At 57.0% G+C, this 10851-nt stretch carries 9 protein-coding genes; 5 read left to right on the top strand and 4 right to left on the bottom strand.

From position 1 onward, the window contains the following. Positions 1-729, top strand: a 729-nt coding sequence (locus tag IM273_RS22535; RefSeq protein WP_226857962.1) for a dihydroxy-acid dehydratase, incomplete at its 5' end; no start/stop codon positions are given. Between the two features lie 2 nt (positions 730-731). Further along, on the top strand, positions 732-2276 hold the full coding sequence (gene ilvA, locus IM273_RS19935) for a threonine ammonia-lyase, biosynthetic (RefSeq protein ID WP_088204713.1): 1545 nt from the start codon (positions 732-734) through the stop codon (positions 2274-2276). Here the strand turns inward: ilvA and ilvY are convergent. Next, on the bottom strand, positions 2273-3163 hold the full coding sequence (gene ilvY, locus IM273_RS19930; protein ID WP_008501572.1) for an HTH-type transcriptional activator IlvY: 891 nt from the start codon (positions 3161-3163) through the stop codon (positions 2273-2275). The genes ilvA and ilvY overlap by 4 nt on opposite strands. 152 nt (positions 3164-3315) lie before the next feature. Here ilvY and ilvC point away from each other — a divergent pair, with 152 nt between their 5' ends. Then, positions 3316-4791: a ketol-acid reductoisomerase gene (ilvC, locus tag IM273_RS19925; RefSeq protein WP_021242831.1), complete on the top strand. Its 1476-nt coding sequence runs from the start codon at positions 3316-3318 to the stop codon at positions 4789-4791. Positions 4792-4877: 86 nt separating this feature from the next. Here ilvC and ppiC read toward each other — a convergent pair whose 3' ends face one another. After that, positions 4878-5159: a peptidylprolyl isomerase PpiC gene (ppiC, locus tag IM273_RS19920; RefSeq protein WP_004886861.1), complete on the bottom strand. Its 282-nt coding sequence runs from the start codon at positions 5157-5159 to the stop codon at positions 4878-4880. A gap of 85 nt (positions 5160-5244) precedes the next feature. Between ppiC and rep the strand changes: the two genes are divergently transcribed. Then, positions 5245-7269 carry a DNA helicase Rep gene (gene rep / locus IM273_RS19915; RefSeq protein ID WP_028014817.1) on the top strand — a complete coding sequence of 675 codons (2025 nt, stop codon included), beginning with the start codon at positions 5245-5247 and terminating at the stop codon, positions 7267-7269. A gap of 51 nt (positions 7270-7320) precedes the next feature. Here rep and gppA read toward each other — a convergent pair whose 3' ends face one another. After that, positions 7321-8805, bottom strand: coding sequence for a guanosine-5'-triphosphate,3'-diphosphate diphosphatase (gene gppA, locus IM273_RS19910; protein ID WP_047366695.1), 1485 nt, complete (start codon positions 8803-8805; stop codon positions 7321-7323). A 6-nt stretch (positions 8806-8811) separates the two neighbouring features. Further along, positions 8812-10080, bottom strand: coding sequence for an ATP-dependent RNA helicase RhlB (rhlB, locus tag IM273_RS19905; RefSeq protein WP_028014815.1), 1269 nt, complete (start codon positions 10078-10080; stop codon positions 8812-8814). Between the two features lie 144 nt (positions 10081-10224). On the opposite strand from rhlB, the gene trxA reads away from it, so the two are divergent. After that, the gene (gene trxA / locus IM273_RS19900) at positions 10225-10554 is read left to right on the top strand and encodes a thioredoxin TrxA (RefSeq protein WP_006179218.1); all 330 of its coding nucleotides are present in this window, start codon (positions 10225-10227) and stop codon (positions 10552-10554) included. The last annotated feature ends 297 nt before the right edge of the window (positions 10555-10851 follow it).

Below are 10851 nucleotides of genomic sequence, written 5' to 3'. Positions count from 1 at the left end.
AAAAAGATGTTCCGCGCCGGCCCTGCAGGTATTCGCACCACCCAGGCGTTCTCGCAGGATTGCCGCTGGGACACGCTGGATGACGACCGTGCTGAAGGCTGCATCCGCTCGCTGGAGCACGCCTACAGTAAAGACGGCGGCCTGGCCGTGCTGTACGGTAACTTTGCGGAAAACGGCTGCATCGTGAAAACCGCGGGCGTGGACGACAGTATCCTGAAATTCACCGGTCCGGCGAAAGTATACGAAAGCCAGGATGAAGCGGTAGACGCGATTCTCGGCGGCAAAGTGGTGGAAGGCGACGTGGTTGTCATTCGCTACGAAGGGCCGAAAGGCGGTCCGGGCATGCAGGAGATGCTCTACCCAACCACCTTCCTGAAATCGATGGGCCTCGGTAAAGCCTGTGCGCTGATCACCGACGGTCGTTTCTCCGGCGGCACGTCTGGTCTCTCCATCGGCCACGTCTCCCCGGAAGCGGCAAGCGGCGGCAACATCGCGATCATCGAAGATGGAGACCTGATCGAAATCGACATTCCGAATCGCGGCATTCAGCTCAAGCTGAGCGACCAGGAGATTGCGGCCCGTCGTGAAGCGCAGGAAGCGCGCGGCGACAAAGCCTGGACGCCGAAAGATCGCCAGCGTGAAGTCTCCTTCGCCCTGCGCGCCTACGCGAGCCTTGCAACCAGTGCAGATAAAGGCGCGGTGCGCGATAAATCGAAACTTGGGGGCTAATGATGGCCGAGTCACAACCCTTATCCGCCGCCCCTGAGGGGGCGGAATACCTGAGAGCGGTGCTACGCGCGCCGGTCTATGAAGCTGTGCAGGTCACGCCCCTGCAAAAAATGGAAAAACTCTCCTCGCGCCTCGACAACGTCATTCTGGTGAAGCGTGAAGACCGCCAGCCGGTGCACAGCTTCAAGCTGCGCGGTGCTTACGCGATGATGGCCGGGCTGACGGATGAGCAGAAAGCGCGCGGCGTCATTACCGCGTCGGCGGGCAACCATGCGCAGGGCGTGGCGTTCTCGTCTGCTCGTTTGGGTCTGAAAGCGCTGATCGTGATGCCGGTTGCCACCGCGGATATCAAAGTCGACGCGGTGCGCGGTTTTGGCGGAGAAGTGCTGCTCCACGGCGCGAACTTTGACGAAGCCAAAGCCAAAGCGATCGAGCTGGCGCAGCAGCAGGGCTTCACCTGGGTGCCGCCGTTCGATCACCCGATGGTGATTGCCGGGCAGGGCACGCTGGCGCTTGAGCTGTTGCAGCAGGATGCCCATCTCGACCGCGTCTTCGTCCCGGTGGGCGGCGGCGGGCTGGCGGCAGGCGTGGCGGTGCTGATTAAACAGCTGATGCCGCAGATTAAAGTCATCGCCGTTGAGGCGGAAGACTCTGCCTGCCTGAAGGCGGCGCTGGATGCCGGTCATCCGGTAGACCTGCCGCGCGTTGGGCTGTTTGCCGAGGGCGTGGCGGTGAAGCGCATTGGCGATGAAACCTTCCGTCTGTGCCAGGAGTATCTGGACGATATCGTCACCGTCGACAGCGACGCCATCTGCGCGGCAATGAAAGATCTGTTCGAAGATGTACGTGCGGTGGCGGAGCCGTCCGGCGCGCTGGCGCTGGCGGGGATGAAAAAATACATCGCCCAGCACAACATTCGCGGCGAGCGGCTGGCGCACGTGCTCTCTGGTGCGAACGTGAACTTCCACGGCCTGCGCTACGTTTCCGAGCGCTGCGAGCTGGGCGAACAGCGTGAAGCGCTGCTGGCGGTGACGATTCCGGAAGAAAAGGGCAGCTTCCTCAAGTTCTGCCAGCTTCTGGGGGGACGTTCGGTAACGGAGTTCAACTACCGCTTTGCCGATGCGAAAGATGCCTGCATTTTTGTCGGCGTGCGTCTGAGCCGTGGCGTGGAGGAGCGTAAAGAGATCCTCAGTCTGCTGCATGAAGGCGGCTACAGCGTGGTCGATCTGTCCGACGATGAAATGGCTAAGCTGCATGTGCGTTACATGGTTGGCGGTCGTCCCTCAAAGCCGCTCCAGGAACGCCTGTTCAGCTTCGAGTTCCCGGAATCACCGGGCGCGCTGCTCAAGTTCCTGCACACGTTGGGCACGCACTGGAACATCTCTCTGTTCCACTACCGCAGCCACGGCACCGACTACGGGCGCGTGCTGGCGGCGTTCGAACTGGGCGAGCACGAGCCGGATTTCGAAACGCGCCTGAACGAGCTGGGCTATGAGTGCCACGACGAAACCCATAACCCGGCGTTCAGGTTCTTTCTGGCTGGCTAGTGGTTCGGCAATATCGTCCAGAACGCATCAATAAGCGGCTCATGCAGCCGCTTTTTTTGTGCGCACACACCTAGCTCAAATGGCGTCTTCTCGTCGCTGCGCTCCAGAATCATCACGCGGTTGCGCACCGGTTCCGGGCTGTTTTCCAGCACCACTTCCGGCAGCAATGCCACGCCGCAGCCGAGCGCCACCATCGACACCATCGCCTCATGACCGCTAACGGTGGCGTAAATCGACGGATTGCTGATTTTCTGACGGCGGAACCACAGCTCGATGCGGCGGCGCACCGGCCCCTGATCGGCCATGATAAACGGCACCGTCGACCAGTCCGGTTTTTCTACCGATACCTGATTACGCACCGGGCAGGGCAGGGCCGGGGCAATCAGCACCACCGCCAGATTCTCCAGCATCGAGAACGCCACCGCGCCCGGCAGGGTTTCGGGTTTTCCGGCGATGGCGAGATCCGCTTCGCCGGTCACCACTTTTTCCATTGCGTCGGCGGCGTCGCCGGTGGTGAGCTTAATTTCAACCGACGGATGCGCTGCGCGGAAGCGGTCGAGAATGGGGGGCAGATGGCTGTAGGCGGCGGTCACGGAGCAGAAAATATGCAGCTCACCGGAGAGTGATGGCCCCTGCTGATCAATAGAGTGCCGCAGCTGCTGGTACTGTAACAGCGTCTGCTGGGCAAAAATGCGCAACTCTTCGCCCGCTTCCGTGAGGGTAACGGTACGGTTATCGCGCACGAAAAGCGGCTGGCCGAGGTCTTCCTCAAGGCGCTGGATCTGGCGCGAAAGCGTGGACGGGCTGACGTGCATCGCCCGGGCACTGCGGCCAAAGTGACGGCTTTCCGCCAGGTGCAGGAACATTTTTAGATCGCGTAAATCCACCGATTCCACTCCCTCTTTTTACATTGCAAAAATTGCAATGTGACGTTGTGAATATATCAATTTCCGCAATAAATTTCCTGTTGTAATGTGGGTACATTCTCGCTGAAACGCGAACCGAACAATAAGACACACAACATCACGAGGTATCACCCATGGCTAACTACTTTAATACACTGAACTTGCGCCAGCAGCTGGCGCAGCTGGGCAAATGCCGCTTCATGGCGCGCGATGAATTTGCCGATGGCGCAAGCTACCTTCAGGGTAAAAAAGTGGTCATCGTCGGCTGTGGCGCCCAGGGCCTGAACCAGGGCCTGAACATGCGTGACTCCGGTCTGGATATCTCTTACGCCCTGCGTAAAGAAGCGATTGCCGAGAAGCGCGCTTCATGGCGTAAAGCGACTGAAAACGGCTTCAAAGTGGGTACCTATGAAGAGCTGATCCCGCAGGCGGACCTGGTCGTTAACCTGACGCCGGACAAGCAGCACTCTGACGTGGTGCGTTCCGTACAGCCGCTGATGAAAGACGGCGCCGCGCTGGGTTACTCCCACGGCTTCAACATCGTTGAAGTGGGCGAGCAGATCCGTAAAGACATCACCGTAGTGATGGTGGCGCCGAAGTGCCCGGGTACCGAAGTGCGTGAAGAGTACAAGCGTGGCTTCGGCGTGCCGACGCTTATCGCAGTTCACCCGGAAAACGATCCGAAAGGCGAAGGCATGGCGATTGCCAAAGCCTGGGCTGCGGCGACCGGCGGTCACCGCGCTGGCGTGCTGGAATCTTCCTTCGTTGCGGAAGTGAAATCTGACCTGATGGGCGAGCAGACCATTCTGTGCGGCATGCTGCAGGCGGGTTCTCTGCTTTGCTTCGACAAGCTGGTGGAAGAAGGTACCGACCCGGCATACGCAGAAAAACTGATTCAGTTCGGCTGGGAAACCATCACCGAAGCGCTGAAGCAGGGCGGCATTACGCTGATGATGGACCGCCTGTCCAACCCGGCAAAACTGCGTGCTTACGCGTTGTCTGAACAGCTGAAAACCATTATGGCGCCGCTGTTCCAGAAACATATGGACGACATCATCTCCGGCGAATTCTCTTCCGGCATGATGGCGGACTGGGCCAACGACGACAAGAAACTGCTGACCTGGCGTGAAGAGACCGGTAAAACCGCGTTCGAAACCGCGCCGCAGTATGAAGGTAAAATCGGCGAGCAGGAGTACTTCGATAAAGGCGTACTGATGATTGCGATGGTGAAAGCAGGCGTTGAGCTGGCGTTCGAAACCATGGTGGATTCCGGCATCATCGAAGAGTCGGCGTACTACGAATCTCTGCACGAGCTGCCGCTGATCGCGAACACCATCGCCCGTAAGCGTCTGTACGAAATGAACGTGGTTATCTCTGATACCGCAGAATACGGTAACTATCTGTTCTCTTACGCCTGCGTACCGCTGCTGAAAGAGTTCATGACCACCCTGCAGACGGGCGATCTGGGCAAAGCGATTGCGGAAGGTGCGGTAGACAACGCGCAACTGCGCGACGTAAACGAAGCGATTCGCAGCCACCAGATCGAGAAAGTGGGCCACAAACTGCGCGGCTACATGACTGATATGAAACGTATTGCTGTAGCAGGTTAACAACCTTGTCGGGTAGCGCTTCGCTTACCCGACCTACAAAAACGTAAGATGTAGGCCGGGTAAGGCGCAGCCGCCACCCGGCTTTTTTATTTGCGATACAGCACTTTAATAATGTGATAACCGAACTGAGTATGCAGCGGACCGGTTGGCTCCAGCACCGGGCAGGAGAAGACCACTTTATCGAACGCCGGAACCATTTGACCCTGACGGAATTCGCCTAAATCGCCGCCACGCTTGCCTGACGGGCAAATAGAGTGCTTCTTCGCCAGCTTGCCGAAGTCGGCGCCGTTTTTGATCTGCTCCAGAAGATCCAGAGCCAGTTTCTCTTCTTTAACAAGAATATGCAGTGCTGCTGCTGTTTTTGCCATGATCGTGCCTTGAGTGGTATGGATTAGGCTCGCTATACTACCACGCTGTTATTCTCCCCTCCTGACTTTCATTGAGCGATCATTTATGCGTTTAAATCCCGGACAACAACAAGCCGTCGAATTTGTAACCGGACCGTGTCTGGTGCTGGCGGGTGCAGGATCCGGTAAAACGCGCGTCATCACCAATAAGATTGCGCACCTGATCCGCGGCTGCGGCTATCAGGCCCGCCACATTGCGGCGGTTACCTTTACCAACAAAGCGGCGCGCGAGATGAAAGAGCGTGTTGGCCAGACGCTGGGGCGCAAAGAGGCGCGCGGGCTGATGATCTCTACCTTCCACACGCTGGGGCTGGATATCATTAAACGTGAATACGCCGCGCTGGGGATGAAATCCAACTTTTCGCTGTTCGATGACACCGACCAGGTGGCGTTGCTCAAAGAGCTCACCGAGGGGCTGATCGAGGATGATAAGGTGCTGTTGCAGCAGCTGATCTCAACGATCTCGAACTGGAAAAACGATCTGATGACCCCGGCTCAGGCTGCGGCGATCGCCAAAGGCGAACGGGATCGGATCTTTGCCCACTGCTATGGTCTGTACGACGCGCACATGAAAGCGTGCAACGTGCTGGACTTCGACGATCTGATCCTCCTACCGACGCTGCTTTTACAGCGAAATGAAGAGGTGCGCGAGCGCTGGCAGAATAAAATCCGCTACCTGCTGGTGGATGAATATCAGGACACCAACACCAGCCAGTACGAGCTGGTGAAGCTGCTGGTAGGGCAGCGCGCGCGCTTCACCGTGGTTGGCGATGATGACCAGTCAATTTATTCCTGGCGCGGCGCACGCCCGCAAAACCTGGTGCTTCTGAGCAAAGATTTCCCCGCGCTGCAGGTGATTAAGCTGGAGCAGAACTACCGTTCCTCCGGGCGCATCCTGAAGGCGGCAAACATCCTGATTGCCAATAACCCGCACGTTTTTGAAAAGCGTCTCTTCTCCGAACTTGGCTACGGTACGGAGCTGAAGGTGCTCAGCGCCAATAATGAAGAGCATGAGGCGGAGCGCGTGACGGGCGAACTGATCGCCCACCACTTCGTCAATAAAACCGAATACAAGGATTACGCGATCCTCTATCGCGGCAATCACCAGTCGCGCGTCTTTGAAAAGATGCTGATGCAGAACCGCATTCCGTACAAAATTTCCGGCGGCACTTCGTTCTTCTCGCGGCCAGAAATTAAAGATCTGCTGGCCTATCTGCGCGTGCTTACGAACCCGGATGACGACAGCGCGTTTCTGCGCATCGTGAATACACCAAAGCGCGAGATTGGTCCGGCGACGCTGCAAAAGCTGGGCGAATGGGCGATGACCCGCAATAAGAGCCTGTTTACCGCCAGCTTTGATATGGGGCTGAGCCAGACGCTGACGGGGCGCGGGTATGATAATTTAACCCGCTTTACTCACTGGCTGGGTGAAGTGCAGCGCCTGGCTGAGCGCGAACCCGTGGCGGCGGTACGCGATCTGATCCACGGCATTGACTACGAATCCTGGCTGTACGAAACCTCTGCCAGCCCGAAAGCGGCAGAAATGCGTATGAAAAACGTTAACCAGCTTTTTAGCTGGATGACCGAAATGCTGGAAGGCTCTGAGATAGATGAGCCGATGACGTTAACGCAGGTGGTCACCCGCTTTACCCTGCGCGACATGATGGAGCGCGGCGAGAGCGAAGAAGAGGCCGACCAGGTTCAGCTGATGACGCTGCATGCGTCAAAAGGGCTGGAGTTCCCGTATGTGTATCTGGTCGGTATGGAAGAAGGTTTATTGCCGCACCAGAGCAGCATTGATGAAGATAATGTCGACGAGGAGCGCCGTCTGGCCTACGTGGGGATCACCCGCGCGCAAAAGGAGCTGACGTTCACGCTCTGTAAAGAGCGCCGTCAGTACGGTGAACTCGTGCGCCCGGAACCCAGCCGTTTCCTGCTGGAACTGCCGCAGGACGATCTGATCTGGGAACAGGAGCGCAAAGTGATTACCGCGGAAGAGCGGATGCACAAAGGGCAGGCTAACGTGGCGAACATTCGCGCCATGCTGGCAAAAGCCAAAGAGAAGGGATAATGATGAGTAGGCCGGGTAAGGCGAAGCCGCCACCCAGCAGTGTTCAGCGTATTACTTCACCTCAAGCACCCAGTGCACATAGCTCTGCCACTGGCACTCCTGCTCGATCATCTCTGCCCCAAGCGGGTGATTCTCAATCCAGTTTTCCGGCAGCGTCAGCGTCAGCTTCTCATCATCGGCTAGCAGATTAATGGCGGGTAACAAATCATCGCGGCGGCGGCTGGCAAACAGAATTGCCAGACGCAGCAGGCGACACAGATGCTCGGCCACGCGCGGCGGTACGGCATTTTGCTGATGCAAAGAGGAGAGATCGACGGCGTTGGTCTGGTTCAGCAGCAGCGTTGCCAGCAGCTTTTTCTGTGCGGGCGTGTAGCCCGGCAAATCCAGGTTGCGCACCAGATACGCTGCGTGAGCAGGTGCCTGCTTAAAATCTATGCTGAGCCCCACCTCGTGCAGCGCACAGGCGCTCAGCAATAAATCGCGGCTCAGATGATCAAGATCCCAGGCGTTAGCGACCTGGTCGGCAAAGCGTGATGCCAGCTGTGATACGCGGCCAGCCTGATCGATATCAACCAGAAAACGACGCTGGACGTTGCGCAGCGTACGGTTGCGGATGTCCTGATCCACCGACAGATGCAGCATGCCGTAGACCAGACCTTCGCGCAGCGCGCCGCCGGCCAGGGTCATACACTGGATATTCAGTTCGGTGAATATGGCGATCAGAATGGCCAGCCCGCTTGGGAAAACCAGGGCACGTTCCAGCGTCAGGCCTTCAATTTCCAGCTCTTCCAGACGTCCGCATTGAATGGCACGCTGTTTAAGCTGCTGAAGTTTGGCAAGCGTGATCCGCTCGTCCATGCCCTGCGCCATCATGATTTCCTGCAGGGCCTGCACGGTACCCGAAGCCCCGACGCAGACTTTCCAGCCGTGATAGCGCAGTTCGTCCATTACCGGGCGTAGCACTGCGCGCGCGGCGTTTTCCGCCTCGTCGAAGTTCTCTTTACCCAGATTTCGGTCAGTAAAGTAACGTTCAAGCCAGGTTACGCAGCCCATCGACAGGCTGAACAGCGACGTCGCCTGCGCGCCGGTGCCGGTTACCAGTTCGGTACTGGCACCGCCGATATCCACCACCAGACGGCGATCGTCACCCCCGGTGGTGTGGGCAACGCCCTGGTAGATCAGGCGTGCTTCTTCTTCACCGCTGATAACCTGAACCGGACACCCCAGAATTTCCTGCGCTTTGGCAATAAAATCTACGGCGTTAACCGCCAGTCTGAGCGTCGCTGTGGCGACAACGGTGATTTGAGCATGCGGGATATCCTGCAGACGCTCAGCAAAGAGCCGCAGGCACTGCCAGCCACGTTCCATGGCTTCAGGTGAGAGGTAATTATCACTGCTCAGGCCCGCCGCGAGGCGGACCTTGCGCTTAATGCGCGTCAGCGTTTGTATGCTTCCCGCCACCTCACGCACAACCAGCATATGAAAACTATTCGAACCGAGATCAATTGCCGCATAGAGCGAGGTGGAGCTGAGCATAATGTATTAACCTGAACGACGACGATTACGCGGTGCGCCGCCTGAACGACGCGGACCATTGCCGGAGCGCGGGCGGGAAAGACGCTTAGGCGGCGGCAGTTCGCTTAACAGCGCTTCCGGATTGTATTTACTCTGCGGAATAGAGTGACCGATGTAGGTCTCAATGGCTGGAAGATTCAGCGCATACTCTTCACACGCAAGGCTAATCGAGTGACCGCTTGCGCCCGCACGACCGGTACGACCAATACGGTGTACGTAGTCTTCGCAGTCGTCTGGCAGATCGTAGTTAAAGACGTGCGTCACGGCCGGAATGTGTAAACCACGTGCCGCCACATCGGTTGCGACCAGAATATCAAGATCGCCACGGGTGAACTCGTCGAGGATACGAAGGCGTTTTTTCTGCGCCACGTCGCCGGTCAACAGGCCAACACGGTGACCGTCGGCAGCCAGATGGCCCCAGATGTCTTCACAGCGGTGTTTAGTGTTCGCGAAGATAATGGCGCGATCGGGCCACTCTTCTTCGATCAACGTTTGCAGCAGACGCATTTTCTCTTCATTGGAAGGATAGAAGAGCTCTTCTTTAATGCGGTGGCCCGTTTTCTGCTCCGGCTCCACTTCCACATACTCGGCGTTGTTCATCTGCTCGAACGCCAGCTCGCGTACGCGATAAGAAAGGGTGGCAGAGAACAGCATGTTCAGGCGCTGATTTGCCGGCGGCATGCGGCGGAACAGCCAGCGGATATCTTTAATGAAGCCCAGATCGTACATGCGGTCAGCTTCATCAAGCACCACAACCTGGATGGCGCCGAGGTTGATATGGTTCTGTTTGGCGTAGTCGATAAGACGGCCGGTGGTCCCAATCAGGATATCCACGCCGCTTTCCAGCACTTTCAGCTGCTTATCGTAGCCGTCGCCGCCATAGGCCAGGCCAAGCTTCAGGCCAGTAGCCTGTGCCAGGGGTTCAGCGTCTGCATGGATCTGTACCGCCAGTTCTCGCGTCGGGGCCATAATTAGCGCGCGCGGCTGGTTAACTTTGCGGTCTGCAATCGCTGGGTGAGAAAGTAAATAATGGAACGTTGACGTTAAAAACGCCATCGTTTTGCCGGTACCGGTTTGCGCCTGCCCTGCAACATCGCGACCGGCCAGCGTCAGCGGCAGGGCGAGAGCCTGAATGGGCGTGCAGTTATGAAACCCTTTTGTTTCAAGGGCTTCGATCACTTTTGGGTGCAGGGCGAAGTCGGAAAACTTCTGTTCTGTTAAATGTGTTTTGCTCATAGTGTGGTAGAATATCAGCTTACTATTGCTTTACGAAAGCGTATCCGGTGAAATAAAGTCAACCTTTAGTTGGTTAATGCGACATCAACACGTCGTTGGTGGAGACAAAACCAACGTACCAGGCTTATTCCTGTGGAGTTATATATGAGCGATAAAATTATTCACCTGACTGACGACAGTTTTGACACGGACGTACTTAAGGCTGACGGGCTGATCCTCGTCGATTTCTGGGCTGAATGGTGTGGTCCTTGCAAAATGATCGCCCCGATTCTGGATGAGATCGCTGACGAATATCAGGGCAAACTGACGGTTGCCAAGCTGAACATCGACCAGAACCCGGGCACCGCACCGAAATACGGTATCCGTGGCATCCCGACCCTTCTGCTGTTCAAAAACGGCGAAGTGGCGGCGACCAAAGTGGGCGCGCTGTCCAAAGGTCAGCTGAAAGAGTTCCTGGACGCTAACCTGGCGTAAGGTTTCTCCGCTGTGCGTCCAGAGCCCCCGGCTAAATGATGTGGAACTCTGGACGCCCGGCTGAAGTCGTGCTAAGTTAGCTATGACTTCGTTTTAAACATATCTATTGTTTGAATCTTGTTTTACCCGATACTTCCCTTTGTTGACATGAACAATGCGTGAAGTGGCTAAATTCCGGGCTTGTCACTCAATCCGTCTTGTCGTTTCAGTTCTGCGTTCTTTCCCTGTGACCAGACAGCGAACAGACATGAGGTGATGGCCGCTAAACAGGCATGGATGACCCTGCCATACCATTCA

Source organism: Enterobacter cloacae complex sp. P13B (assembly GCF_014895915.1).
GTDB classification, from domain to species: domain Bacteria; phylum Pseudomonadota; class Gammaproteobacteria; order Enterobacterales; family Enterobacteriaceae; genus Enterobacter; species Enterobacter bugandensis.
The sequence above is the reverse complement of the archived record's forward strand: the minus strand, read 5'-3'. Positions and strand labels throughout refer to the sequence as shown.

Bases quoted from the DNA above. Each gene is read 5' to 3' on its own strand.
- ilvA (WP_088204713.1), top strand. From the start codon at position 732: ATGGCCGAGTCACAACCCTTATCCGCCGCCCCTGAGGGGGCGGAATAC.
- gppA (WP_047366695.1), bottom strand. From the start codon at position 8,805: ATGCTCAGCTCCACCTCGCTCTATGCGGCAATTGATCTCGGTTCGAAT.
- trxA (WP_006179218.1), top strand. From the start codon at position 10,225: ATGAGCGATAAAATTATTCACCTGACTGACGACAGTTTTGACACGGAC.
- rhlB (WP_028014815.1), bottom strand. From the start codon at position 10,080: ATGAGCAAAACACATTTAACAGAACAGAAGTTTTCCGACTTCGCCCTG.
- ppiC (WP_004886861.1), bottom strand. From the start codon at position 5,159: ATGGCAAAAACAGCAGCAGCACTGCATATTCTTGTTAAAGAAGAGAAA.
- rep (WP_028014817.1), top strand. From the start codon at position 5,245: ATGCGTTTAAATCCCGGACAACAACAAGCCGTCGAATTTGTAACCGGA.
- ilvC (WP_021242831.1), top strand. From the start codon at position 3,316: ATGGCTAACTACTTTAATACACTGAACTTGCGCCAGCAGCTGGCGCAG.